Genomic DNA, 24,578 nt, shown 5'->3' on the forward strand with positions numbered 1-24,578 from the left:
AAATCAGGCGTGTCACACGAGCATTTCCCGCGCCGGTCCCTGCCCCAGGAAGCTCGCCGGGCTCGCGCTCGCCCCATAGGCGCCCGCAAGGAAGATCGCGATGATGTCGCCGACCTCGGCGCGCGGTAGCGCGACCTGATCGCCAAGGCGGTCGAGCGGGGTGCAGAGGCAGCCAACGACCGACACGGTTTCGACAGGCTCCCGGCCAAAGGCGCCCGCCACCGCGATCGGATAGTTACGGCGGATCACCGTGCCGAAATTGCCGCTGGCGGCAAGCTGGTGGTGGAGGCCACCGTCGGTGACGAGGAAGGTTTCGCCATGGCTGACCTTCCGATCGACGACGCGGGTCAGATAGACGCCCGCTTCGGCGACGAGCCAGCGGCCCAGTTCCATCGCGAAATGGCTTTTGGCGAGCACCGGATCGCGCGCCGCCAGCGTCTCGCCAAGCGCAGCCCCGACCGCCCGCACATCGACCGCCTTGTCGCCGGGAAAATAGGGCACGCCCATGCCGCCGCCGAGATTGACGAGGGGCGGTGTCTCCCCGATCTCGTTCGCGAGCCGCGCTGCGAGTGCAACGGTCTGCGCCTGTGTTTCGGCGATGGCCGCGGCGTCAAGCGCCTGCGATCCTGCGAAAATATGGAAACCCTGCCAGTCGGCACCGGCATTGATCAGGCGTCCGACGAGCGCCGGAACTTCGGCGGCATCGACGCCAAAGGGCTTGGCGCCCCCACCCATCTTCATGCCCGACCCTTTGAGGTCGAAGTCGGGATTGACCCGCACGGCAAGACTGGGAGTAAGGCCAAGATGCTCGGCGATCGACAGTGCCCGTTCGGCCTCGCCAACGGATTCAAGATTGAGCGTCGCTCCGGCAGTGATCGTCGCTTCGAGTTCGCGGTCGCGCTTGCCGGGGCCGGCAAAACTGATGTCGCCCGCCGGCATCCCGCTAGCGAGCGCGGCTTTGAGTTCGCCGCCTGAGGCGACGTCGAAACCGTCGACCAGCCGCGCCATGAAAGCGAGCACAGGCGCATAGGGGTTCGCCTTCATCGCATAATGAAGCTGCACCCCGCCGGGCATCGCGGCGCGCCATTCGGCGATGCGCGCGGTCAGCATCGCGCTGTCATAGGCGAACAGCGGGGTGTCGCCCGCGACGTCTGCAAGCGCCTCGGCGCGGTCGCCGCCGATGAGCAACATACCGCTAGTGTCGGCACGGAAGCCGGGCGGGATCGGACCGTGCGGTTTCATGCCGCCACCTCCTGCGTCCAGTCAGCGGCGATTGCCACGCGGTCGAGCTTGCCATTGGGATTGCGCGGCAAGGCATCGCGCCATTCGATCGCCTGCGGCTGCATGAAATTGGGAAGATTCTGGCGGAGCCAGGCGGAAAGCCCCTCTTCGTCGGCGACGCCGTCTTTCCCGCGCACGATCAGGACGATCGCGGCGCCAAGCCGCTGGTCGGGAACGCCGAAAGCGACGGCTTCGTAGATCAGCCCCGATGCCACCGCGACATCCTCAACCTCGGTCGGGCTAACGCGGTTGCCCGCGGTCTTGATCATCGCGTCGTCGCGGCCGACGAAATAGAGCAGGCCATCGGCGTCGCGGCGAACCGTATCGCCCGACCATACCGCCGTCCCACCATAGTGCGATGCGGGCGGTGCCGGTTTGAAGCGATGCGCGGTGCGCTCTTCGTCCTGCCAATAGCCCCGCGCCACCAAGGGCCCGACATGGACCAGTTCCCCGGGTTCATCGTCGAGGACAACGCTGCCGTCGGGACGGCAGACGAGGATTTCGGCATGCGGGATCGCGCGACCCATCGACGTTGGGTGGTCGGCGACGAGCGCCGGATCGAGATAGGTCGAGCGAAACGCCTCGGTCAGCCCGTACATTGGATAGATGTCGGCCTTAGGAAAGGTCCGGCGCATCGCGTCGATCAGCGAGGGCGTCAGCGCGCCGCCGCTGTTGGTCAGCCGCTTGAGCCACACCGCCGTTTCGGCAGGCCATTCTGCCTCGACGACTTGTACCCAAAGCGGCGGCACTCCGGCGAGCGTCGTTATTTTGTGGCGCGCCACCGCCTTCACGACGTCGCGCGCGGTCAGATAATCCAGCGGTGCGACTGCCGCGCCGGCGTACCAGCTCGAAAACAGTTGGTTCTGTCCATAATCGAAACTGAGCGGCAGCACGCCGAGTACCCGGTCGTCGGGTGCGATCTTCAAATAGGAAGCAACGCTTTCAGCGCCCAGCCACAGGTTCGCGTGACTGAGCATTACGCCCTTGGGCCGACCGGTCGAGCCGCTGGTGTAGAGGATAGCGGCGAGATCGTCGGGTTCAGCGATCGATAGCGGAAGCCCCTGCCCGCCCGAATCAATGACCTCCTCACCGATCTTGAGATCCTGCACCACGCATTCGTCGGGCAGGCCGCCGCCGAGCATCTCGGCGCGCGCACCGTTGGTAACGAGCAATTTCGCCCCGCTGTCGGACAGAATATGCGCGACCTGCGGCCCCTTGAGCAGCGGATTGACCGGCACATGGATCAGCCCCGCGCGCGCTGCGGCAAGCGGCATCAGGCAGGCGAGCCGCGTCTTGGCGCTCCAGCTTGCGACGCGTTCGCCCGGACCGCCCGCCTGTTCGAGCAGCCAAGACGCCAGCCGTCCGACGCCGGCGTCGAGCTCAGCGTAAGTTGTGACCCGGTCGCCGATCAGCAGTGCGTCCGCGTCGGGCGCACCGCGAAGGGCGAGATGGTCGATCGGCCTTGAAGATGGGTTTTCGGCTTTGGTCATCGGCTGTTAGGACAGAAGTGATAGAGGGCGCCACCATGCAAGGGAACGGTGAACATCACGCTAATGATGAGCGATTGCCCGCCACAGCGCGCGCGGACGGATTTGCGTCGCCTTTCGACCGCGCGGCGTGGTACGACCTGCTCGCCGCGCATGGCTTTGCCGGTCGTGGCCGGATCGACGCATCGGGTAGCGCGGGTGCGATGCGTGCGTGGTTATCGCTGCGATTCGAGACGCCCGGCGACCTCGTCGGCCTCACCAACTGGTATAGTTTTTCGATCCGCCCGCTTTTCGAGGGTGACGGCGATCGCGGCGATGCCCTTCGCGCGCTCTTCGTCGACCTTCGCCAAAAGGCCGCGCGTCTTACACTCTACCCCGTCATGGAGCCCGACGCGCTGACGATGGCGCTGCGCGCCGCGGGTTGGTGGGTGAAGGCAACGCCGGTGGGCGATCGCCATTGGCTCGACCTCGGCGACATGGACCATGACAGGTGGTGGGCGAGCCGCCCCGGCGCGCTGCGCAATACCGTCCAGCGCAAGGCGAAGAAGGGCATCGTCGACATCCAACTGCTCACGACCTTCGATCCGGGAAGCTGGGCCGCCTATGAGCAAATCTACGCTGCGAGTTGGAAGCCCGAGGAAGGCGATCCCGCTCTGCTGCGCACCTTTGCCGAGATGGAAAGCGAGCGTGGCACATTCCGCATGGGCATTGCACGGATCGACGGCATCCCTGTCGCCGCGCAGTTCTGGACGGTCGAGGACGGCACCGCCTTCATCCATAAGCTGGCGCATGTGGAGGATAGTCTGAAAGCCTCGCCGGGGACTTTGCTGTCGGCCGCGCTATTCCGCCATGTGATCGAGATCGATGGCGTGGAGCGCGTCGATTTCGGCACCGGCAACGATGGTTACAAGCGCGACTGGATGAACCGGCACGACCCGCTGTGGCGCATCGAGGCTTTCAATCCGTCGCGCGTCGCGGCATGGGGTCCGGCATTGAAGGCATTCGCCCGTTCGCTGCGCAGGAAAGATTCATGACCGAAGCCAAGACCGTCGACGCCACTCTTCGCGCATTGCTCGCCGATGTGCTAGGCCTCGGCGAAGCACGCGCGGCCGCGCTCAGCGAAGGCAGTGGCTTGTTCGGCGAACTGCCCGAGTTCGATTCGATGGCGGTCGCGACGGTGCTGACCGAGATGGAAGACCGGCTCGGTATCCTGATCGACGATGATGAGATCGACGGGGAAATCTTTGAAACCTACGGTAATTTGCTGGCCTTTTCGCTGCGCAAAGTGACCGACTGACCCCGGATGCGCGCATGAGCGAACATCGGCTGCGCATCGATCCCGCGGGCACACCCCGCGCCACCATCCTGATCGTCCCGCCGCTGTTCGAGGAAGCGAACCGCACGCGCCGCACGCTGGTGCTCGCGATGCGCGCGCTTGCGGCCGAGGGGTTTGCGGCCGTGCTTCCCGACCTGCCGGGACAGAATGAGAGCCTTGTTCCGCTGGAGCGGGTCGATCTGGTTGGCTGGAAGGATGCGGTTGCCCAGATTGCAGTGGCGATCGAAGGGCCGGTCATTATAGCCTCGGTCCGCGGCGGCGCGTTGGTCGATCATCAGGCGAAGGCAGAAGCATGGTGGCGCCTTGCCCCCATCGGCGGAGCGTCGCTGCTCCGTACGTTGATGCGCGCCCGCGTAGGCGCCGACCGAGAAGCCGGCGTGGCGTCTTCACTCGACAGCCTGCAGGAAGAAGCGAAAACCGCGTCGCTGTTGCTTGCCGGCAATCGCCTGTCATCCGCCATGATCGCGCAGCTCGGTGTCAGCGAGGCGCAGGCGGTGGCGCCTTTGCGCAGCGTCGGGCTCGGCGCCGACGGAATCGCGGGAACGCCGTTATGGCTGCGCGCCGAGCCCGATGAGGATGCTGCGATGGCGGCGGCGATCGCTGCCGACATTTCCATATGGAGCAAGACGTGCGGCATCAGCTAAGCTTTAGCTGCAATGGCGCCAAGCTCGCCGCGACCCTTGACGAGGCGGCGGGAAGCACCGGCCTGTTGATCGTGTCGGGCGGCAACGAGATTCGTAGCGGCGCGCATCGCGGAATGGCGATGCTGGCAGCGCGGATCGCCGACGCGGGTTATCCGGTGTTCCGTTTCGACCGGCGCGGGATCGGCGATAGCGAGGGCACGAACGGCGGCTTCGAAAGCAGCGGCCCCGACATCGTCGCGGCGATTGGGACGTTCCGGGAGGCAGCGCCGCATGTGACACGCATCGTCGGCTTCGGCAATTGCGATGCGGCAAGCGCGTTGTTGCTTCACCAGCCGCTGGCACTTGACGGGCTGATCGTCGCCAACCCATGGACATATGACAACGACACGGACGAAGCCGAAGAACCTGCGCTGCCGCCGGCCTCGGCTATCCGCGCGCGGTATCTGGCGCGGCTGAAGGACCCCAAGAGCCTGTTCAGATTGCTCAAGGGCGAAGTCGATTTCCGGAAGCTGTTTCGTGGACTGTCGGCGCTCAAGACGCCATCGCCGCCTGCGGCACCCGACAGTCTTGCGGGGCGGATCGATAGCGCGATCTGCGCGGTCGGGTTGCCTGCGACGATCCTGCTAGCGACGGGCGACCGGACCGCGCAGGCCTTCATGGAGAATTGCCCGGCGGCGCTGGATCGCGTCCCTGTCGAGCGCCTCGCCAGCCCATCGCATAGCTTTGCGGGGGACGATGGGGAGTGGCTGGCGGCACATATTCTCGCAATATTGAAATAGTCGTGTCGCCGTACGGGATGCCGATGTCGGTTTTGGGGTGGGGGGCTGCCGTTACCCTCTTTCGACATTGCCCGGCTGGATCGGGATCGGATCGGCGCAAGAGCCGCGCAATATTCCAAAGTTCAGGAAAGTTCAGCCCTATGCGCGCCCCGATTGGGAAGCCGCGGGGTGCCGGATGTGCGCGGCACGTCCGATCATGGTCGTACCCGTAAGCCGGGCAGCGACAGCCTTTTTGTTCACCGAATGAAAGAGCCGGATGAAGGCTGGCACAGCCGGATAATGTAGGAAAGACCTATTTGAAGGCGATGTCGGCTTGGGGGTGGTGAGCGGACATCCCGTCCCCCACTTCCGTCATCCCGGGCTTGACCCGGGATCCCGCTTTTCGACGCATTCGCTGGCTTCGGCCTCAAGCGGGACCCCGGATCAAGTCCGGGGTGACGAGGATGTGGAGGGCGGCTCCCGGTCGTTTGCTGACGCCGGTCGCGACTTAGGCCGTCGCCATCGCGTGATATTCAGCCTCGGCCAAGAAGCGTTCCGCGTCGAGGGCGGCCATGCATCCCATGCCCGCGGCGGTTACCGCCTGGCGGTACACCTTGTCGGCGACGTCGCCCGCTGCGAAGACGCCGGGGATCGAGGTAAGCGAGGTACCCGGCGTGATCTGAAGATAGCCATCGTCGTCCAGCGGCAGCTTGCCCTTGAACAGTTCGGTCGACGGGCTGTGGCCGATCGCGACGAAGCCGCCGTCGGTTGGTTCATGGCTCGCCTCGCCAGTGACGGTGTCGATCAGGTCGACGCCGACAAGGCCGGTCAGCCCTTCGCCCGCCACGAAACGCTCGACGCGCTTGTTCCACAGCGTCTTGATTTTCGGGTTCACCGCCAGCCGGTCCTGAAGGATCTTTTCAGCGCGAAGCGTATCGCGGCGGTGGATCAGGGTCACGTCGTCGCTGTGATTGGTTAGGTAAAGCGCCTCTTCAACCGCAGTATTGCCGCCGCCGATCACCACAACCTTTTTGCCGCGATAGAAGAAGCCGTCGCAGGTCGCACATGCCGAGACACCCTTGCCGCCGAGTTCCTGCTCGCCCGGAACGCCGAGCCATTTGGCCTGCGCGCCCGTCGCGATGACGAGCGTTTCGGCCATATAGACGTCGCCGCCGTCGCCCGTCAGCTTGAACGGACGGCGCGAGAAATCGACGTCGACGATCGTATCCCAGATCATGCTGGTGCCGACATGCATCGCCTGCGCGGTCATCTGTTCCATCAGCCAGGGGCCCTGCACGACTTCGGCGAAGCCGGGGTAATTTTCGACGTCGGTGGTGATCGTGAGCTGCCCGCCGGGCTGCAGCCCCTGAACAACGATCGGCATCATGCCCGCACGCGCCGCGTAAATAGCGGCCGACAGGCCGGCGGGGCCGGAACCGAGGATGAGCATCTTGGTGTGGTGAACGCTGGGCATGACGGTCTTTCTTGGGCTGTGCGGACACGCACAGATGGGTGTTGCCAACCGCGCTAGCAAGGGTCACCTTCCGCGCCAAGGGGAGACTGGCGAATGGCAAGCTGGTGGGAACGTCATGGGGTGCCGCGACTGATCAAATGCGCCTGTTCGCAAGGGCAGATCATGAAGGTGCGCAGCAAGGTGGTGCCGCATGCGCGCGGCCATGTGCTCGAGCTCGGCTGCGGCGGTGGAATCAACATGGAATTTTATCGACCGGGGCAGATCGAGAGCTTTAGCGGGCTCGATCCCTCGCCGGAGTTACTCACGATGAGCGTCGCGGCGGCGGCGGCGCGCGGGATCGACGCCGATATCCGCGAAGGTGTCGGCGAGGCGATGCCGTTCGAGAGCGCGGCGTTCGACACCGTCGTCACCACTTTCACTCTGTGCTCGGTGAGCGATCAGGCGGCGGTGCTGGGGGAAATCCGCCGTGTACTGAAGCCCGGTGGGACCGCGCTGTTCCTTGAGCATGGCGGCGCGCCCGATACCGGCGTCGCGACGTGGCAGCGGCGGATCGAGCCGGTGTGGAAGCGCATCGGCGGCAATTGCCACCTGACCCGCCCGATCAGCGATGCGTATGAAAAGGCTGGATTTTCGGTCGATCGACAAGGCGCCGACTATTTGCCCAAGACGCCGCGCCCATTCGGCTGGGTCGAATTTGGCGCGGCGCGCCTCGCCTAGAGAAAGGATTGCGAGATGATGCGATTCTGGCTTGTCACCCTCACCGCGGCGTTGTTTTTTGCGCCATCGGCCGCCGATGCGCGCAAGGTCGCGCTGATCATCGGCAATAGCGATTATGCGAACACCAGCCGGCTGGTGAACCCGACGAACGACATCAAGATCATCGCCGCGTCGGCGAAGCAGGCCGGATTCGACGACGTCACCGTCGCCGCGGACCTCGCGGTCAACGATTTCCAGAAGGCGATGCGCGATTTCCGCGCCAAGGCCGACGGGGCGGAGGTCGCAATGGTCTATTATGCAGGGCACGGGATCGAGGCGCAGGGCAAGAACTGGCTGATCCCGACGGACGCGCAGCTCAAATCCGACCTCGACCTGCCCTATGAGGCGATCAACCTCGACCGGTTGATGGAGTCGGTTTCGGGGGCACAGATTCGAATGGTCGTGCTCGATTCGTGCCGGAACAATCCGTTCGGGCGGTCGTGGCGATCGGGGACGCGCGCCGTGGTGAATGGCCTCGCGGGGGTCGAAGCCGACGATGTGCTGGTGATCTTTGCCGCGGCACCAGGACAGACCGCAGCCGATGGAACGAGCGGCAATTCGCCATTTGCAACTTCGCTCGCAAAGCGCCTGCCGCAGCCCGACATGCCCGTGCAGTTGCTGGGCGGGCTGATCCGCGACGATGTGCTGCAGGCGACCGCCGGCAGCCAGCGCCCATTTGTCAGCGCCAGCATTACGGGAACCCCCGTCTATCTGGTCCCGCGCACAGCGCCCGCTGGCGCGCCCCCGACTTCGGGCAACCGCTCTGCGCTAGAGGATCTGCTGTGGAAGGGCGCGGTAACAGAGAACAGCATCAGCGCCTTCAAAGCCTATCTCGCCGAATTTCCCTCGGGTAAATATGCGGCGCAGGCGGGCGAAAGCATGGCTCGGCTGAACGGAAATCCGGCCGCTGCAACCGTGATGGCGAGCGCGCCCATGACGAGGAAATATATCCTGTCGAACATCCGCATCGAGGCGGTGAAGCTGACCGGGCGGCTTGGCCTCGGCCTGCCCGACCAGCTTTTCCTGCGCTTCAACACCGGCGAACGTTTTCCCGAGGGTTCGCGCGAAATCTTTTCGATCAAGCGCGGCGAAAGCTGGGTCGTGGACCGGAATTTCGCGTTCGAACAGCCGGTGAGCTTCCAGCTCCGCGAATTCGACGACATCGGGGGCAGCGACAATATCGGGACGATCGACCTTGGCGATGCGCCGGGGACCTTCACGAAAACGCTCGACGGCGACGCCAGCGATTATCGGGTGACCTATACGATGACGGTCGGCTGATGGCCCTAAAGCGACAAAAGACACGGACGAACGCCTCCGGAATGTGTCCTTTGTTGCTTTAAGGCGATGGTAGGCACTGGACTTGAGGAGGCGCTCTGCCGGGCAATCAGTGCGGTCATCCACGAGGATAGATCATCGCCCGATTTATTAGGAAAGCGGTTTTTTGTCGTGCGGGGTTCTGGCTGGTTTCGACCGATTGCGGACCTCTCTCCTTTCGTCACCCCGGACTTGACCCGGGGTCCCGCTTGAGGTCCAGGCCGGTCGATGCGCAAAGAAGCGGGATCCCGGGTCAAGCCCGGGATGACGAAGGTAGGAAAATGCCGATAGAGATGTGCACCCCGGCGAAAGCCGGGGCCCAGAATTCCAACGCTGACTTTGCGCTTTTCCGCACTGGGCCCCGGCTTTCGCCGGGGTGCACAAAGGGCAGCTCACCACCCCAATGCAGCAGCAACCGCCAGCCTATTCCTTCTCGCCGACCTCGACGAGGCGATGCCCGACACTCACCCGCTCATCGAAGACGAAGCAACTGCCGTGCCAGCGGCTTTCCGCCTCGGGCACCTGTTCGAGATAGGCAAGAATGCCGCCCTTCAGATGGACGACATCCTCGACGCCTTCGTGGCGGAGGAATGCGGTCGATTTTTCGCAGCGGATGCCCCCGGTGCAGAACATCGCGACACGCTTGCCCGCGAAGCGTTCTGCATTCGCGCGCCACCAGTCGGGGAAGTCGCCGAAGCTCTTCGTTTCGGGATCGATCGCGCCCGCGAAGCTGCCATAGCCAACCTCGAAGCCGTTGCGCGTATCGATGAGCACCGTATCGGGGTCGTCCACAAGCGCATTCCAGTTGGCGGGATCGACATAAGGAGCGGCCTCGCGCGCGGGGTCGAGCCCCGGCACTTTCATCGTGACGATCTCTTTCTTCAAGCGCACCTTCATCCGCTGGAACGGCATATCGGCGGCGGTTGAATATTTGACGTCGAGTTCGGCGCAATCGGGCAAAGCGCGGATATGATCGAGAACGGCCGCAATCCCGGCCTCGGTCCCCGCGATCGTGCCGTTGATCCCTTCGCGCGCAAGAAGCAGCGTCCCCTTCACGCCCTCTGCGGCGCAAAGGTCGATCAAGGGCTGACGCAGCGCGGCGGGCTCGTCGAACGACGCGAAGCGATATAGAGCGGCAACGGTGAAGGTCATAACGGCGGCCGCCTTAGACAAAAGCTTTCGTCATTGCGAGCGGAGCGAAGCAATCCAGGGCGGCTTACACACGCGCTGGATTGCCGCGTCGCCTTCGGCTCCTCGCAATGACGCAGCTTTTACCCGAAAGGATCGTGCCGCCCGGTCGCGTAATGCGCCATCGCCATCGTCGTCCATTGCGCGTTGACGCGGATGCAGCTCGGAAAGACGCTGGCGTCGGTCACGAAGACATTGGTCGTGCCGTGAACGCGGCATTCGGGATCGACAACGCCATATTGCGGGTCTTCGTTGATCGCATTGCCGCCGTGCGGGTGGCTGCTGGAAAGCGTCACATCGTCCTGCTCGCGGATCGCCGCCTCGAAGAAGGCGTCGACGTCGATGTCGGACGTGATCTTTTGCCCCTTCGCAAGCGCCGGATAGCATTCGAGCGCGCCAGCGGCGAAATGGACTTTGGTCAGCGTTGCCATCGCGCGGCGGAGCATCGGGAGGTCGTCGTCGACGTCGAGGCGGAATTTAAGCTTGCCGTCGACGATCTGTCCGCGCCGGTCGGCCGGAAAGAGGATGCCGGCCGAATGGATGCGGCCGAAATTCTTCATCCGCTCCGAATGGTCGGCGAACCAGCCGGGCATCAACGAGGCCATCGACATCGGTGGCTGGAAATGGCTTTCGAGAAGGAAATCGCCGCAGTCGACATAGCTCGACATCTGATCCTCGTCCCACGCATCGCCGCCGACGCCATCGGGCATGAGCGCGACCACGGGCGACGCGACGTTGAGCGAAACCTGATAGCCAGTGCCGTCGATATCGCTGCGATCGAGCAGCTTCGACGAGGCGATCGTGCCCGCCGCGACAACGACGCCGACGCGCGCACGGACAAGGCGGTTCGAACCGTCGGGCAGGATGAGCTTCACCGCCTCCGCCTCGCGCCGGCCGTCGGCGGCGGTCTGCCACATGATCTGCTGCGCCTTGGTATTCGGCAGGATGCGCGCGTGCCGATCATGGCACGCCTTGGGCAGGTAGGTCTGCGCCACCCCCATGCGGCGGCCGTAAGCGCAGCCCGAATTGCAATAGCCGCAATAAGCGCAAGCCGTCGGCGTGTTCGGCGGACCGAAATTCTTGTCGAACCAATCGGTGACCGCACGCTTGTCCATCGCATTGTCCGAGGCGTCGGCATAGGCGTGCCAGCCGTTGATCAGATGCGGGCCGTTGTGGCGGCCGCTACGCGGCTCGATCCGCGCGATACCGAGCATGTCCTTCACCGCGTCATAGCTGTCGTGAAAGGCCGCGGCGTCGACGGGTGCGCCGATGCTCGCCCATTTCGCTAGGACGTCCTTTGCATCGGGGTGCGTCCGCCCGGGCTCGTTGACGCGCAAACATATCCCATTGTTGATCGTCGAAGATCCGCCGACGCAGCGGCCCTGGAAAACGACGAAATCGCGGTTGGTCGTCGTCTGGACCGCGCCATGTTTGTAAAGCTTTGCGATCATGTCGAGTTCGTGATGCGTAATCGCGTGGCTGGGATAAAAGGGGCCCGCCTCGACGATCAGCACCTTATAGTCCCAGCCCGCGATATTATAGGCCGCGACCGCCCCACCCGCGCCCGAGCCGACGACGATCACGTCATATTCGTCCTCGAGACTGGCGGCATCGAGGATATAGGCAGGATCGATCTCGCGCCCGCGGATCGGCGCGAGCGGCATGTCCTGGCTACCCCGCTGGCGGAATTTTGGCAGCGTGAAGCCGATCTGCCGGTGAACGGGATTGGCGGCGTTCGCATCCTGATCCCCAGGTTCGAGCCCCGGCTGCCAATGGCCATAATAGCAGGCGTAGATGATGCCGCGCAGCCGGCCCATGTCCTGAAACAAATCGATGCTGCTGTCGCGCAATCGGTCGTCGATGCGCTCGACGCGGGTTTCGACATCGACCGCGGCGAACATGGGGCCGAGCACGATTTCGGTCGCGGTCAGCGACAGCCGAATCTCGTCGAGCTTGGTGCCGCCGACCTTCCCAAACAGTTCGGCGACATTGGCGACGACCTGATCGGGCGTGATGGCCATTTCGGCGCCGTGAAACAGCGCCTCGGTCAATGCCTTCAAAAATTTGAGCTGCCCGAAATTAAACGGTGCCGTCATCGCCCTGCCCCCCCGATTGCGCACGCATCAAAATGCCGGATTATAGTGGGCCTGGGCAAGCTGTATTGTATCGAAACGGCGGGAATGGGGTGGGGAGCGGACATTCCGTCACCCACTTCCGTCATCCCGGGCTTGACCCGGGATCCCGCTTTTTGACGCACTCACTGGCTTCGACCTCAAGCGGGACCCCGGGTCAAGCCCGGGGTGACGAGGATGTGGAGGGCAGCAACCGGTCGTCAGCAGTCACTCTGTTCCGGCTCATGCTTCAACCAGCTACACCGCGCCCTCGAACACATCCTCAACCCAATGCGCGCGCGCCGCATCGTCGCGCGGCGAAGCGAGGTAGCGGATAGTGGCGATAGGCGGCGTCGACGGCGGTGGACATAGGTGGCCCCTTTGATTTGTTCCACTTATGTTCTAGTCGCCATCGACAGCCCCGGCAATCCTCTTTTGCGTCAGCCCGCCTTTTTCGCTTGCCGATATTTGTGGAGCAGCGGTTCGGTGTAGCCCGACGGCTGGGTCACACCCTCGAAGATCAGCGCGCGCGCAGCTTGCCAGGCGATGCCGTCGGGAGTCAGCTTTTCGTAGAGCGCGTCGCCCGCATTCTGCGCATCGACCTTTGCCGCCATGCGCGCCAGCGCGGCGTCGACCTGTTCGGGGGTGCAGACGCCGTGGAGCAGCCAGTTGGCAAGTGCCTGGCTGGCGATGCGCAATGTCGCGCGGTCCTCCATCAGGCCGACGTCGTCGATATCGGGGACCTTCGAGCAACCGACGCCCTGATCGATCCAGCGCACGACATAGCCGAGAATGCCCTGGCAATTATTGTCGAGCTCGCGGGTGATTTCCGTCTCGCTCCAATTGCGGCCGGTGGCGACGGGGATGTTGAGCAGGCGGTCGAGCGAGGGCACCGCCTCGCCGGCGATTTCCTTCTGACGCGCGAAGACGTCGACTTGGTGATAATGCAGCGCGTGGAGCGTCGCGGCGGTCGGCGACGGCACCCATGCGGTGTTCGCGCCGCTCTTCGGATGGCCGATCTTGGCGTCGAGCATCGCTTTCATGAGATCGGGCATCGCCCACATGCCCTTACCGATCTGCGCCTTGCCGCTGAGGCCGCACGCAAGGCCGATGCGGACGTTGCGGTCCTCATAGGACGCGATCCAGTCGCTCGCCTTCATCTCGCCCTTGGGGATCATCGGTCCCGCGCGCATCGAGGTGTGGATTTCGTCGCCGGTGCGATCGAGGAATCCCGTGTTGATGAAGACGATGCGGTCCTTCACCGCATGGATGCAGGCGGCGAGGTTCGCGCTGGTGCGGCGCTCCTCATCCATCACGCCGACCTTCATCGTGTGGCGCGACAGGCCGAGCATGTCCTCGACGGCGTCGAACAGCCGGTCGGTGAAACCGCATTCCTCGGGCCCATGCTGCTTGGGCTTCACGATATAGATGCTGCCCGCGCGGCTGTTCTTCAGCGTGCCGAGACCCTTGAGGTCATGGAGCGAGCAGAGGCCGGTGATGACCGCGTCGCAGAGCCCCTCGGGCGCTTCGGCGCCGCCGGCGAGCTTGATCATCGGGGAGGTCATGAGATGGCCGACGTTGCGCACGAACATCACGCTGCGGCCGTGGAGCGTGATGGCCTCGCCCGACGGCGAGGTCCATTCGCGGTCGGCCTCCATCGCGCGCGTCACCGTCTGCCCGCCCTTGGCGAAGCTTTCGACGAGGTCGCCGCGCATCAGGCCGAGCCAGTTGGTATAGCCGAGCGTCTTATCCTCACCGTCGACCGCGGCGACCGAGTCTTCGAGGTCGATGATCGTGGTCAGCGCCGCTTCGAGGATGACATCGGCGATGCCCGCGGGGTCGGTCTGTCCGATCGCGCTGCTGGGATCGATCGCCAATTCGATGTGCAAGCCATTGTGCTTGAGCAGAATACCGCCGGGCTTGCTGGCGACCCATTGCGCGGGGTCGGCGAGCGCGGGCTGTCCGCCCTGCCAGTCGGCCCAACTGCCCGAGGCGAGCGGTACGGCTTCGTCGAGGAACGCCTTGGCACGCGCGATCACCGCCGCGCCGCGGGCGGCGTCGTAGCCGCCGGGCTTTGCCGGCGGCGCGTCGAGCGCGTCGGTGCCGTAGAGCGCGTCGTAGAGGCTGCCCCAGCGCGCATTCGCCGCGTTGAGCGCGAAACGCGCGTTGAGCGCGGGCACGACAAGTTGCGGGCCCGCCATCGTCGCAATCTCGGGATCGACATTCTGCGTGCCAATCTGGAACGTAGCGGGTTCGGGGACGAGATAGCCGATCTCGCGAAGGAACGCCTGATAGGCCGCGGGGTCGTGCGCCTGTCCCGCACGCGCTTCGTGCCAGGCGTCGATCTGCGCCTGCAAATCTTCGCGCTTCGCCAGCAAGGCCGCATTTTCGGGTGCAAATTTGCCGAGCAAGGCCGCGAAATCGTTCCAGAATTTGGCGACGTCGAGCCCGGTCCCCGGCAGCGCGCGCTGCTCGATGAATTCAGCGAGACGCGAATCGACGGACAGTCCGGAACGATCGAGATATTCAGTCATGTAGCACCCTCTGGTCGGCGCGCCTGCGCCAGTGAATCCGGGGAGGAAAGGGCCGCCGCGCTATGCCGCGATTGGTTTCAATTGGCAATGGAGCTTTCCAAACCTGTTCGTATATATTATGCTGCAACGCACAACATAATAAACTCCTCCCCAAGAACGATCCTGGAAACCATGGACGACACACGACTTAAACTGATGGAAGCCATCGCCCGCAAACGGCTGGTGACGGCGCATTATAATGGCCAGGTTCTGACGCTGGCGCCCCACCTGTTGTTCGAGCGCCGCGGCGACCTGTTCATCAGCGCACTGAACCTCAACAAGAGCTGGCGATCGGACGAAGAGCCGCGGCTTGGCCATTTCAAGCTCGGCGGCCTCGCGTCGATCGAGCTTAGCGAAGACGAATTCGCTCCCCTGCCCGGCTTCGAACCCGCGCCGCCGCGCGAGGAAGACACGCCGCTGCTCGCAGTCTGAAATTCAGGCAGCGCCGAGGGCGGCGGCGGGCGCGAGCTCGCCGATCGCGACCCGCACCTGATTCCGCCCGCCGGCTTTCGCGCGATAAAGCGCTGCATCGGCGCGGCGTGACAGATCGAACAGCGAATCGTCGGACGTGCGCTGGGCGACGCCGAACGATGCCGTAAAACCGCGGTCGACTCCGAGCACGGGTAGCTGCGCCGAGGCAAAATGTTTGCGCACCGTCTCTGCATAGAGGCGGCCGTCGGATAGCAACGCATCGGGGAGCAGAACGGCAAACTCCTCGCCCCCGATCCGGCCGACGATTGCACCTGCCGGCGCCGCGTCGACGAGCATCGCCGCGAAATGCGCGATCACCCCATCGCCGGCGGCATGACCGAAGCTGTCGTTGATCTTCTTGAAATCGTCGAGGTCCGCCGCGACCAGCACCGCAGCGTCGCTGCCGCGGAGCAACGCCAGTTCGGCATGATGTTCGAAACCGCGACGGTTGAGCACGCTCGACAGCGGATCGGTTTCCGATCGTGCGACCATCTCGGCCGTCGTGTCGCGCATCATGACGAGCAGCATGACGAGCGCGATCGCCATCAGCGTGACGACGCTCCCGCTCTGCGAGATGGCAGCATAGGTCGTCGCCATATAGCCCTGCGGCGCGCTTGCCGTGCCGATCGCCGCGGCGATGAAAGGCTTGGCGACATAGATGGCCGCCGCGACGATCTGGAGCGCGATCAGCAACAGGTCGAGCGCCTGACGACGGCGCGATCGCCAGATCACCAGCCCGAGCAGCACCTGCATGGCGAAGTAAGGAATCTGATAAAGGGTCAGCCGCGGCGTCGAGCCATAGGTCAGGCTGAAGATCGCGGGCACCGCAAGGATCGTCGCAACCCAGATCGCGGCCATCGCCGTCCACGGCGGCGGCGCGCGGTAATGACGGGCGACGCCGATCAGGGCGAAGCTCAGAGCGAGCAGGAATACCAGGAATATGCCGATCCCCACCGGGGTAGGATCGACCTGCCGCGGCAGAAGAAATTCAAGACCGACATAGACGATCCCCATGCCATAGCCCGCCGCGAGCCACCCGGCGCCGCGCGCGGTCCGGTTCGTCGCCGCAACCACGGCGAACGCAACGGCGAAAATGCCGGCGACAGACATGTTGATGCCAAGCACAAAGGCGGCGGTCATTGATCCACTCATCATCTGTCCGGCCAGCGTAGGAAGCGGGTCCCGAACTTTCGGTTAATATATTGCGATTCGGGATAATAAACGCGTCCCTCTAGCCGGATATGACGCCGGTCACAGTGACATACCGTATCGCATCGACAAAATAGCCGGCCCGGGGGTGCAAAAGGCGTTCGCCGCTCGCTATAGCCACAAGATGGTCAGTCTTACCGCAACTGAAAATGCCGCACTGGAGCGTGCCGCCGACGCGCCGATGCTGGCACAGGTCGAGAAATGGGCGGCGATCAACAGCGGCACCGGCAATCTGGCGGGATTGAAAACCGTCGCGGGCGAGCTGGCCGATGCCTTTGCGATACTCCCGGGCGATGTCCGGCTCGTCGCCGCCGATCCGGTCGAGAGCGTCGACAGCGCCGGCACCGTCAATACCATCCGACGCGGCGACCATCTGCACGTGCGCGTACGGCCCGAGGCGCCGGTGCAACTGCTGCTTACCGGGCATATGGACACGGTATTCGCCGCCGACCATCCGTTCCAGACGTTGAAATGGCTCGAAGACGGTGTGCTCAACGGTCCCGGCACCGCCGATATGAAGGCGGGCATTTCGGTGATCCTCGCGGCGCTCACCGCACTCGAAGCGTCGCCGCTCGCCAGCCGCGTCGGCTATGATGTGATGATCAACAGCGACGAGGAAACGGGGAGCCAGGCGTCGGCACGGCTGATCGCCGAACTCGCGAAGGGCAAGACTGCGGCGCTGACTTATGAACCCGCCCTGCCCGACGGCACGCTCGCCGGTGCGCGGCCGGGAAGCGGCAATTTTTCGGTCATCGTCCACGGCCGCGCCGCGCATGCCGGGCGCAATCCGCAGGACGGGCGCAACGCGCTGCTCGCTGCCGCCGACCTCGCGCTGCGGCTCGGGGCGCTCAAGTCCGATACTCTGAAGGTCAATCCGGCGAAGATCGATGGCGGCGGGCCGAACAATATCGTTCCCGACAGCGCTATCCTGCGGGTCAATATGCGCCCGTCGACGCCCGATGCGATGGCGGCGGCCGAGGCAGCGATGCGCGACGCGATCGCCGCCGTCTCGCGCGAACATGATGTGCATTGCCATGTCCATGGCGGCTTCAACCGTCCGCCCAAGCCGCTCGATGCGGCGGCGACGCGCCTGTTCGAACTGGTGCGCGATTGCGGCGCCGCGCTCGGCCTGCCCCCGATAAGCTGGAACGCGACCGGCGGCGTGTGCGACGGCAACAATATCGCCGCGTGCGGCGTGCCGGTGGTCGACACCATGGGCCCGCGCGGCGGCGCGATCCATTCGTCGGACGAATTTCTGATCGTCGACAGCCTCGCCGAACGCGCGAAGCTGTCGGCACTAACCATGACAAGAATAGCGGAACGGGGGACTGTGTGAATTATGTGATCCGGGCGGCCAAGCCGGGCGACCTGCAGAGCATTTACGAAATGGCGAAGCTGACCGGTGGTGGCTTTACCAATCTGCCCCCTGACAAAAAGGCGCTGTCCGCCAAGCTTGAACGCACCGAAGCGTCGTTCGCGAGCGACAAGGAATATCCGTCGGACGAGCTGTACCTGCTCGTTCTCGAAGATATGGATAGCGGCGAAGTACGCGGCACTTGCCAGATTTTCGGGCAGGTCGGCCAGCGCTGGCCTTTCTATTCCTATCGCATCGGCACCGACAGCAAGCATAGCGAACAGCTCGACCGGACCTTTCACGCGCAGGTGCTGATGTTGAGCAACGACCTTAACGGTGCGAGCGAGGTGGGCGGACTGTTCCTGCACCCCGCGGCGCGTGCCGGCGGGCTTGGGCTGCTGCTCGCGCGTTCGCGCTATCTGTTCATCGCGCGCCACCGCGCGCGCTTTGGCGACCGTATCCTCGCCGAACTGCGCGGGGTGATCGACGAGGCGGGCGGATCGCCGTTCTGGGATGGGGTCGCAGGCAAATTCTTCGGGATGAATTTCCAGGAAGCCGACCAGTTCAACGCGGTCCACGGCAACCAGTTCATCGCCGATCTGATGCCCAAGCATCCCGTCTATATCGCGATGCTGAGCGACCATGCACGCAGCGTCATCGGGGTGCCGCACCCGACCGGGCGCGCCGCGATGCGCATGCTGGAGAACGAAGGCTTTGCGTTCGAAAATTATGTCGACATCTTTGACGGCGGCCCGACGATGACAGCGCGCACCGATCAGGTCGCGAGCATCCGTGACGCGAAGCATATCGAGATATCGGCGATCGCCGGCGCCGACGACCTTGGGGGCGAAGATGCTCTGGTCGCGACGGGACAGCTCGCCGATTTCCGCTGCTGTTTCGGCAAGGTCGGCGGGGGTTCGACGATCGATAGCGAGTCCGCAAAATTGCTGGGCGTCGGCAAGGGCGGCGAGATTAGCTGGATCGGCCGCTGAACCATGCTCACTGAAATCAACTTCGACGGCATCATCGGCCCCAGCCACAATTATGCCGGGCTCAGCCGCGGCAATATCGCATCGGCAAGCAATGCCGGCGACGTGTCGCAGCCGCGCGCCGCGGCGCTGCAAGGCATCGAGAAGATGCGCCACAATCTGGCGCTTGGCCTGCCCCAAGGTTTCTTCATGCCGCTGGATCGCCCCGACGCGCCTTGGCTGCAGACGCTTGGCACGACGCCCGAAGGCGCCGAGGAGCATTTGCGTGCGCAGGCCTGGTCGGCCTCGTCGATGTGGGCGGCAAACGCAGCAACCGTTTCCCCCGCTCCCGACAGCGCCGACGGCAAATGCCACCTGACCGTCGCGAACCTCGTCACCATGCCGCACCGCAGCCACGAATGGCCGGGCACGCTGGCGCAGCTTCGCCTTGCCTTCGCGCACCCCGCCTTTGCAGTGCATACGCCGATCCCCGCGCCGTTCGGCGACGAGGGCGCGGCGAACCATATGCGGCTGTGCAGCGGACATGATGGTGAGGGTGTCGAAATCTTCGTCTATGGCGTCGGTGGCGGCCGCTTTCCAGCGCGCCAGCATCTCGACGCGTCGAAGGCGATCGCGCGCAACCACCGGCTCGACCCGGCGCGCACGCTGTTCATCCGTCAGTCGGATACGGCGATCCAGGGCGGCGCGTTCCACAACGACGTCGTCGCGGTCGCGAACGAGCATGTGCTCTTCACCCATGAAACGGCGTTCGAGGATCGCGACGCCGCACATGCCGAAATTCGCGCGGCCTTCCCCGCAGTCGAGATCGTCGAGGTTCCCGCGAGCGCGGTGAGCCTGCCCGATGCGATCAAATCCTATCTGTTCAACGCACAGCTCGTCAGCCTGCCCGACGGGGGCGGCATGGGCCTGGTGCTGCCGACCGAGGCGCAGGATACGCCCGCGGTTTGGAACTGGCTGGAGGCGCATGTCGCGGGCAACGGTCCGATCCGCCGCCTGCTGCCGGTCAACGTCCGCCAGTCGATGGCGAATGGTGGCGGGCCCGCATGCCTTCGTTTGCGGGTCGTTGCCGATCCTGCAACGGTCGACCCGCGTTTCATTGCCGACGATGCGAAGCTCGACCGGATCGCCGATGTTGTGGCGAAGCACTGGCCCGAAGCGATCGCGCCCGGCGACCTCGCCTCGGCGACGCTGGCGGGCGACGTGCGCGCGGCGCGCGCGGCGCTGCTCGAAACGCTCGACCTCGGCGAGTTGGGCTGAAGCCGCTTGCAGGTTCGCGAACTAGTCGACACGGCGCAAATCCCGGGAGGCGACGAACTGCGCCTGTACCGGCGCGGCGGTGATTTCATCATCGCAATCGGCGGCAACGAGCTGATGAACAGCCGGATGAGCGGGTCCGAGGAGGCGCTCGCCGTGATGAGCTGCGAGCGGCTGCGGAGCCCGGACGACGCGCATCTGCTGATCGGCGGCTATGGCATGGGCTTTACCCTGCGCGCGGCGTTGGCGGCGCTTGGTCCGTCGGCGCGCATCACGGTGGCCGAGTTGGTCCCCGCGATCATCGACTGGGCGCGCGGACCGATGGCGGAGCTGGCCGCGGGATGCCTGGACGATCGCCGCGTCGAACTCGTCGTCGGCGACGTCGCGGCCGCGATCGCCGAAGGGCGCAGCCGCTATGACGCGATCCTGCTCGATGTCGACAATGGCCCCGACGGGCTGGTCCGGCAGGCGAACGACGGCATATATTCGGCCGCGGGGCTCGCGTCGGCAAAGGCGGCGCTACGCCCCGGCGGCATATTGGCGATATGGTCGGCGGCGCCCGACCCGCGTTTCATGCGGCGTCTTATGGCGGCGGGGTTCCGGGTCGACGAGGTCACGGTGCGCGCGCGCAGCAACGGCAAGGGCGCGCGCCACACCATCTGGTTTGCGAAAGTGTAGGTCGGGCGGTTCGCCCGATTGCTGACATACTCTGTCATCGTCACCCCGGACTTGATCCGGGGTCTCGCTTGATGTCGAAGCTAGTGCGCGCGCAAAAAGCGGGATCCCGGGTCAAGCCCGGGATGACGGGCGTGGGTGAGTGAACATCAGCTCTCCACCCCAAACCGACATCGGTAAATCCCGCCACTGGCCCATCACGTGCCAAGCCGCTAAGCATCTTGGCAAGGGCGGGACTCTAATCCTTTGGCGAGGAGAGCCGAGATGTCATCGAGCGAGGGACCCGCGATCTGGCCCGATCTGTGCTGGGCCGACTGGCGCGACACGGCGATCACGCTGCAGCTATGGACGCAGATCGTCGGCAAGATCCGCCTGTCGCTGACGCCCTGGCTCAACCACGGCTGGCAGGTCCCGCTCTATGTCAGCGCGCGCGGGCTGACGACATCGCCGATCCCCGTCGAGCATGAACTGCTCGAGATCGAATTCGACTTCATCGTCCATCGGCTGATCTGCCGCACCAGCACGGGGCAGGAACGCGAACTCGTCCTCGAACCGCGCAGCGTTGCCGATTTTCACGACCGGCTGCTCGGGCTGCTCGCCGACCTGGGCATCGCGGTACGCATATATGGCGTACCCAATGAAGTGCCCGACCCCATCCCCTTCGCGCGCGACGAAAGCCACGCGAGCTATGACGCCGATGCAGCGCATCGTTTCTGGCGCGCGCTGGTACAAGTCGACCGCGTGTTCAGGCTGTTCCGCAGCGGCTTCCTTGGCAAGGCGAGCCCGGTGCATTTCTTCTGGGGCAGCTTCGACCTTGCGGTCACGCGCTTTTCGGGCCGCGCGGCGCCGCCGCATCCGGGCGGTGTACCGGGGCTTCCCGACGCAGTGACGCGCGAGGCCTATTCGCACGAAGTCAGCAGCGCGGGCTTCTGGCCGGGCGGCGATACGTTCCCCGAGCCGGCCTTTTATTCCTATGCCTATCCCGAACCGTCCGGGTTTCGGGACTATCCGGTGCCCGCCGCGGCACGCTTCGATGCCGGCATGGGCGAATATATTCTGCCCTATGAAGCGGTGCGGACGGCGGCGTCGCCGGATGCACTGCTCCTCGATTTTCTGGAAAGCACCTATGGTGCGGCCGCCGATGCCGCGCGCTGGGACCGCGCCGCGCTAGAATGTCCGATGGGAGCACCGGCGCGGGTGCGCGAGACAAAGGAGGATGCATGACGGGCTGTTCGCACGAAAACGCGATCCAAGAGGTCGTCCCGAGCGCCAAGGGGTGCGAGGAATGCCTGCGTACGGGCGGCATCTGGGTGCATCTGCGCCTGTGCCGCACCTGCGGCCATGTCGGCTGCTGCGACGATTCGCCCGCACGCCACGCCCGCGCGCATTTCCACGAGACGGCGCATCCGATCATCGAGGGCTATGATCCGCCAGAGGGGTGGGGCTGGTGCTATGTCGACGACGTCGTCGTCGCGCTTCCCGGCCAGACGCCGCAGATCGGACCGATCCCGCGCTATTTTTAGGCACCCTTCCCTGTTCTGTCGGATTAACTTACAATTTACCATAAGCCCGGCGCGCCGAATCACGCATTTGCGCCAGTGGCACGACGCTTGCTTAGGCTATGGTGATGCTGAAAAAGATCGGACGCCTGTTCGTCATCAAGACACGCTTCGAAGCGTGCCTCATCATTTATGCGCTTGCCGTCGGGGCGATGGCGCGCGGCGCGAACTATATCCACGAATATCCCGGCACCGGCGGCAAGCTGCTGCTGCTCGCATGCACCGGATCGGTGTTCCTTGCGGGCGCAAAGATTTTCGACTGCCTGCGCTATGAGCAAGCCGCGGAGGCGGCGCGACAAGCGGAGTAGATCAGCGGTCTTTCGCCGGTCATCCAGATATGCGAAGGCATCGGCCATGAGCAGGATCAGCGGCCGGCCGGCCATCCGCAGCGAGCATGTTTACGGCCTCAGCCTGCGCGTCGCGCGCTGGCGCGAAGGCGCGCCTGGTACGCCCTTGCTATTCCTCAATGGCATCGGTGCCGACCTGGTCGCCGCCGCACCGCTGCTCGCGCAGATTACCGGTCGCGAAATATGGACGCTCGATATGCCCGGCGTCGGCGGCTCGCCTGACGCGCTGCTGCCTTATGCCGCGCCGACGATCGCGGCGGTGGTGATGGAGATTGCCGATCGCCTTGGCCACAGGACAATCGACGTCGCCGGTTTCAGTTGGGGCGGCGCGCTGGCGCAACAGGTCGCGATCCAGTTCCCAGGACGCGTGCGCCGGCTGGTGCTGATGGCCACAACACCGGTCATGGGTGCGCCTGGAATCGGATGGGCGGCTATGTTCGATCACGACATGCTCGCGAGCGGGCTCAAGATCCAGACCGCTACTCCGCTAGGCATCGCATATCAGAGTGCCGCAATGATCGGATGGAGCAGCATGGCGTTTCTGTCGGGGCTGAACAAGATTCCGACGCTGGTGCTGATGGGCGAACAGGACGGCGTAATGCCCGCCTGTTATGGCGAGATGCTTGCCGAGCACATCGACGGCGCGGTGCTGGAAGTCGTGCCGGGTTCGCACCTCTTCCCCTTCACCCACGCCGCAGCCATCTCGGCGCGAATCAGCGCGTTTCTGGATCAGGCGCCGACGGGGCAACAAGCCGCCGCGTAAGAAAGTCTGCGATCGCATTCGCGGTCGCGTCGGGCGCCTCTTCCATCGGCAGATGGCCGATGCCGGGCAGGATCACGACTTCCGACCCCGCGATGCGCTCGTTGAACGTCTTTGCGGCGCTGGGGTTGATCAACCGGTCCTTGTCGCCAAACAGGATCAAGGTGGGCGCCTTGATCTCACCTACCCGCGCCGCCATCGCCGGTTCACGGTCCATCCGCGCCCGCAGCACGGTTGCCGCCCGATTGCCTGGAAAACGCAGCAATTCCCAATAGCGGTCGATCATCGCGTCATCGACGATCTCCTGCTTCTCGACCGACCCGCGCAGCGACTGTTCGACGAGCATCCGTGGCGTCACCCGCGTCGCGAGCCAGCGCCCGAAGGGATATTCGAGAACCCGGAAGCCGACATTCGATTCGGGCCGTTTCTCACCCGGCCGCAGCGGCATCCCCGCGGCATCGATCAGCAACAGCGCATCGACGCGTGCGGGCTGCGCAAGTGCGTAGCGCCAGGCGACCCAGCCGCCCATCGAATTGCCGCCGAGGATGAAATGATCGAGCCCAAGCTTTGCCGCGACGACATCGACCGCATCCATCATCCCCTGCGCCGAATAATCGGTGTCGGGAATCGCGCCGGTCAGGCCGTGCCCGGGCAGATCGAGCGTGACCACGCGATAGGTCTCGCCGAGCCGCTTCACCAGCGGTTCCCACGTATGCAGGCTGGCGTTGGCGCCATGGATCAGGATGATCGCCCGATCGCCGCGCTTGCCCTGATCGCGGTAGTGGATGCGCTGTCCCGCCGGGCCGGCCACGAAAGCGCCAGCGGGCCCGCTATATTTGGCGATCATCGCATCACGGTCGGTGTCGGGCGTCAGGAGCAATAGGAAACCGACGACGATCGTAACGAGCAGCGCGAGTGGGATCAGTACCCGCTTGCGGCGGAAGAACGGGCGCCGCGGTGGCGGCGGCGGGTCGAAATCCATGTCGTCAGCGATCATCACGCCCCCCTCTAGGCTCGAGCGCGAACCTAACGAAC

At 64.7% G+C, this 24,578-nt stretch carries 23 protein-coding genes; 15 read left to right on the plus strand and 8 right to left on the minus strand.

Annotated elements, in window-relative coordinates:
• Positions 1–12: 12 nt before the first annotated feature.
• Together KEC45_RS13005 and KEC45_RS13010 are read right to left on the minus strand one after the other, a co-directional pair.
• Positions 13–1,242: a pyridoxal-dependent decarboxylase, exosortase A system-associated gene (locus KEC45_RS13005; protein ID WP_062178544.1), complete on the minus strand. Its 1,230-nt coding sequence runs from the start codon at positions 1,240–1,242 to the stop codon at positions 13–15.
• On the minus strand, positions 1,239–2,771 hold the full coding sequence (locus tag KEC45_RS13010; protein WP_062178541.1) for an acyl-CoA ligase (AMP-forming), exosortase A system-associated: 1,533 nt from the start codon (positions 2,769–2,771) through the stop codon (positions 1,239–1,241). The genes KEC45_RS13005 and KEC45_RS13010 overlap by 4 nt, the downstream gene beginning before the upstream one ends.
• Positions 2,772–2,845: 74 nt before the next feature.
• Between KEC45_RS13010 and KEC45_RS13015 the strand changes: the two genes are divergently transcribed.
• The 4 genes from KEC45_RS13015 to KEC45_RS13030 are packed head-to-tail and all read left to right on the plus strand — an operon-like array spanning position 2,846 to position 5,527.
• Complete coding sequence (locus KEC45_RS13015) at positions 2,846–3,802, plus strand: GNAT family N-acetyltransferase (RefSeq protein ID WP_238586583.1); 957 nt, start codon at positions 2,846–2,848, stop codon at positions 3,800–3,802.
• A complete protein-coding gene (locus KEC45_RS13020; RefSeq protein WP_062178535.1) occupies positions 3,799–4,065 on the plus strand; it encodes a phosphopantetheine-binding protein in 267 nt (88 codons plus the stop codon). The genes KEC45_RS13015 and KEC45_RS13020 overlap by 4 nt, the downstream gene beginning before the upstream one ends.
• 14 nt (positions 4,066–4,079) lie before the next feature.
• A complete protein-coding gene (locus tag KEC45_RS13025) occupies positions 4,080–4,748 on the plus strand; it encodes a hypothetical protein (protein WP_062178532.1) in 669 nt (222 codons plus the stop codon).
• Positions 4,733–5,527: a hydrolase 1, exosortase A system-associated gene (locus tag KEC45_RS13030; protein ID WP_062183614.1), complete on the plus strand. Its 795-nt coding sequence runs from the start codon at positions 4,733–4,735 to the stop codon at positions 5,525–5,527. Before KEC45_RS13025 ends, KEC45_RS13030 begins: the two co-directional genes overlap by 16 nt.
• A 487-nt stretch (positions 5,528–6,014) precedes the next feature.
• Here KEC45_RS13030 and trxB read toward each other — a convergent pair whose 3' ends face one another.
• On the minus strand, positions 6,015–6,980 hold the full coding sequence (gene trxB / locus KEC45_RS13035; RefSeq protein WP_062178529.1) for a thioredoxin-disulfide reductase: 966 nt from the start codon (positions 6,978–6,980) through the stop codon (positions 6,015–6,017).
• 93 nt (positions 6,981–7,073) lie between these two features.
• On the opposite strand from trxB, the gene KEC45_RS13040 reads away from it, so the two are divergent.
• Both KEC45_RS13040 and KEC45_RS13045 read left to right on the plus strand, forming a co-directional pair.
• Positions 7,074–7,697: a class I SAM-dependent methyltransferase gene (locus KEC45_RS13040; RefSeq protein WP_062178526.1), complete on the plus strand. Its 624-nt coding sequence runs from the start codon at positions 7,074–7,076 to the stop codon at positions 7,695–7,697.
• Positions 7,698–7,712: 15 nt separating this feature from the next.
• A complete protein-coding gene (locus KEC45_RS13045; RefSeq protein ID WP_062178523.1) occupies positions 7,713–9,017 on the plus strand; it encodes a caspase family protein in 1,305 nt (434 codons plus the stop codon).
• Between the two features lie 459 nt (positions 9,018–9,476).
• Here the strand turns inward: KEC45_RS13045 and KEC45_RS13050 are convergent, their stop codons facing one another.
• The 3 genes from KEC45_RS13050 to KEC45_RS13060 form a co-directional block, all read right to left on the minus strand.
• Complete coding sequence (locus KEC45_RS13050) at positions 9,477–10,205, minus strand: rhodanese-related sulfurtransferase (RefSeq protein WP_083435692.1); 729 nt, start codon at positions 10,203–10,205, stop codon at positions 9,477–9,479.
• A 119-nt stretch (positions 10,206–10,324) separates the two neighbouring features.
• On the minus strand, positions 10,325–12,337 hold the full coding sequence (locus tag KEC45_RS13055) for a GMC family oxidoreductase N-terminal domain-containing protein (RefSeq protein ID WP_062178520.1): 2,013 nt from the start codon (positions 12,335–12,337) through the stop codon (positions 10,325–10,327).
• Positions 12,338–12,792: 455 nt separating this feature from the next.
• The gene (locus tag KEC45_RS13060; protein WP_062178517.1) at positions 12,793–14,886 is read right to left on the minus strand and encodes a malate synthase G; all 2,094 of its coding nucleotides are present in this window, start codon (positions 14,884–14,886) and stop codon (positions 12,793–12,795) included.
• A 171-nt stretch (positions 14,887–15,057) separates the two neighbouring features.
• Between KEC45_RS13060 and KEC45_RS13065 the strand changes: the two genes are divergently transcribed.
• Complete coding sequence (locus KEC45_RS13065) at positions 15,058–15,357, plus strand: hypothetical protein (protein WP_062178514.1); 300 nt, start codon at positions 15,058–15,060, stop codon at positions 15,355–15,357.
• A gap of 3 nt (positions 15,358–15,360) precedes the next feature.
• Here the strand turns inward: KEC45_RS13065 and KEC45_RS13070 are convergent, their stop codons facing one another.
• Positions 15,361–16,536 carry a GGDEF domain-containing protein gene (locus KEC45_RS13070; RefSeq protein ID WP_062183611.1) on the minus strand — a complete coding sequence of 392 codons (1,176 nt, stop codon included), beginning with the start codon at positions 16,534–16,536 and terminating at the stop codon, positions 15,361–15,363.
• Between the two features lie 193 nt (positions 16,537–16,729).
• Here KEC45_RS13070 and KEC45_RS13075 point away from each other — a divergent pair, with 193 nt between their 5' ends.
• The 8 genes from KEC45_RS13075 (at position 16,730) to KEC45_RS13110 (ending at position 23,546) form a co-directional block, all read left to right on the plus strand.
• Positions 16,730–17,941: a hydrolase gene (locus tag KEC45_RS13075; protein ID WP_062183607.1), complete on the plus strand. Its 1,212-nt coding sequence runs from the start codon at positions 16,730–16,732 to the stop codon at positions 17,939–17,941.
• A complete protein-coding gene (locus KEC45_RS13080) occupies positions 17,938–18,951 on the plus strand; it encodes an arginine N-succinyltransferase (RefSeq protein WP_062178511.1) in 1,014 nt (337 codons plus the stop codon). Before KEC45_RS13075 ends, KEC45_RS13080 begins: the two co-directional genes overlap by 4 nt.
• A gap of 3 nt (positions 18,952–18,954) precedes the next feature.
• Positions 18,955–20,205 carry an N-succinylarginine dihydrolase gene (locus KEC45_RS13085; protein ID WP_062178508.1) on the plus strand — a complete coding sequence of 417 codons (1,251 nt, stop codon included), beginning with the start codon at positions 18,955–18,957 and terminating at the stop codon, positions 20,203–20,205.
• A gap of 6 nt (positions 20,206–20,211) precedes the next feature.
• Positions 20,212–20,880 carry a spermidine synthase gene (locus KEC45_RS13090; RefSeq protein WP_062178503.1) on the plus strand — a complete coding sequence of 223 codons (669 nt, stop codon included), beginning with the start codon at positions 20,212–20,214 and terminating at the stop codon, positions 20,878–20,880.
• A 261-nt stretch (positions 20,881–21,141) separates the two neighbouring features.
• Positions 21,142–22,101, plus strand: coding sequence for a DUF5996 family protein (locus tag KEC45_RS13095; protein WP_252171096.1), 960 nt, complete (start codon positions 21,142–21,144; stop codon positions 22,099–22,101).
• Positions 22,098–22,400, plus strand: a complete 303-nt coding sequence (locus tag KEC45_RS13100; protein ID WP_062178497.1) for a UBP-type zinc finger domain-containing protein — start codon at positions 22,098–22,100, stop codon at positions 22,398–22,400. Before KEC45_RS13095 ends, KEC45_RS13100 begins: the two co-directional genes overlap by 4 nt.
• Positions 22,401–22,504: 104 nt before the next feature.
• Positions 22,505–22,744: a hypothetical protein gene (locus KEC45_RS13105; protein ID WP_062183604.1), complete on the plus strand. Its 240-nt coding sequence runs from the start codon at positions 22,505–22,507 to the stop codon at positions 22,742–22,744.
• 46 nt (positions 22,745–22,790) lie between these two features.
• The gene (locus KEC45_RS13110; RefSeq protein ID WP_062178494.1) at positions 22,791–23,546 is read left to right on the plus strand and encodes an alpha/beta fold hydrolase; all 756 of its coding nucleotides are present in this window, start codon (positions 22,791–22,793) and stop codon (positions 23,544–23,546) included.
• On the opposite strand, the gene KEC45_RS13115 is transcribed toward KEC45_RS13110, so the two are convergent.
• Entirely contained in the window at positions 23,497–24,540 is a 1,044-nt protein-coding gene (locus tag KEC45_RS13115; RefSeq protein WP_062178491.1) for an alpha/beta fold hydrolase, read from the minus strand. The two genes, KEC45_RS13110 and KEC45_RS13115, sit on opposite strands and share 50 nt — an antisense overlap.
• Between the last annotated feature and the right edge of the window lie 38 nt (positions 24,541–24,578).

It is taken from the genome of Sphingopyxis sp. USTB-05, from assembly GCF_023822045.1.
Taxonomy (GTDB): domain Bacteria; phylum Pseudomonadota; class Alphaproteobacteria; order Sphingomonadales; family Sphingomonadaceae; genus Sphingopyxis.

Bases quoted from the DNA above. Each gene is read 5' to 3' on its own strand.
- KEC45_RS13020 (WP_062178535.1), top strand. From the start codon at position 3,799: ATGACCGAAGCCAAGACCGTCGACGCCACTCTTCGCGCATTGCTCGCC.
- KEC45_RS13045 (WP_062178523.1), top strand. From the start codon at position 7,713: ATGATGCGATTCTGGCTTGTCACCCTCACCGCGGCGTTGTTTTTTGCG.
- KEC45_RS13085 (WP_062178508.1), top strand. From the start codon at position 18,955: ATGCTCACTGAAATCAACTTCGACGGCATCATCGGCCCCAGCCACAAT.
- KEC45_RS13005 (WP_062178544.1), bottom strand. From the start codon at position 1,242: ATGAAACCGCACGGTCCGATCCCGCCCGGCTTCCGTGCCGACACTAGC.
- KEC45_RS13010 (WP_062178541.1), bottom strand. From the start codon at position 2,771: ATGACCAAAGCCGAAAACCCATCTTCAAGGCCGATCGACCATCTCGCC.
- KEC45_RS13055 (WP_062178520.1), bottom strand. From the start codon at position 12,337: ATGACGGCACCGTTTAATTTCGGGCAGCTCAAATTTTTGAAGGCATTG.
- KEC45_RS13025 (WP_062178532.1), top strand. From the start codon at position 4,080: ATGAGCGAACATCGGCTGCGCATCGATCCCGCGGGCACACCCCGCGCC.
- KEC45_RS13105 (WP_062183604.1), top strand. From the start codon at position 22,505: ATGCTGAAAAAGATCGGACGCCTGTTCGTCATCAAGACACGCTTCGAA.
- KEC45_RS13095 (WP_252171096.1), top strand. From the start codon at position 21,142: ATGTCATCGAGCGAGGGACCCGCGATCTGGCCCGATCTGTGCTGGGCC.
- KEC45_RS13110 (WP_062178494.1), top strand. From the start codon at position 22,791: ATGAGCAGGATCAGCGGCCGGCCGGCCATCCGCAGCGAGCATGTTTAC.
- KEC45_RS13115 (WP_062178491.1), bottom strand. From the start codon at position 24,540: ATGATCGCTGACGACATGGATTTCGACCCGCCGCCGCCACCGCGGCGC.
- KEC45_RS13060 (WP_062178517.1), bottom strand. From the start codon at position 14,886: ATGACTGAATATCTCGATCGTTCCGGACTGTCCGTCGATTCGCGTCTC.
- KEC45_RS13075 (WP_062183607.1), top strand. From the start codon at position 16,730: ATGGTCAGTCTTACCGCAACTGAAAATGCCGCACTGGAGCGTGCCGCC.
- KEC45_RS13100 (WP_062178497.1), top strand. From the start codon at position 22,098: ATGACGGGCTGTTCGCACGAAAACGCGATCCAAGAGGTCGTCCCGAGC.
- trxB (WP_062178529.1), bottom strand. From the start codon at position 6,980: ATGCCCAGCGTTCACCACACCAAGATGCTCATCCTCGGTTCCGGCCCC.
- KEC45_RS13070 (WP_062183611.1), bottom strand. From the start codon at position 16,536: ATGACCGCCGCCTTTGTGCTTGGCATCAACATGTCTGTCGCCGGCATT.
- KEC45_RS13065 (WP_062178514.1), top strand. From the start codon at position 15,058: ATGGACGACACACGACTTAAACTGATGGAAGCCATCGCCCGCAAACGG.
- KEC45_RS13040 (WP_062178526.1), top strand. From the start codon at position 7,074: ATGGCAAGCTGGTGGGAACGTCATGGGGTGCCGCGACTGATCAAATGC.
- KEC45_RS13050 (WP_083435692.1), bottom strand. From the start codon at position 10,205: ATGACCTTCACCGTTGCCGCTCTATATCGCTTCGCGTCGTTCGACGAG.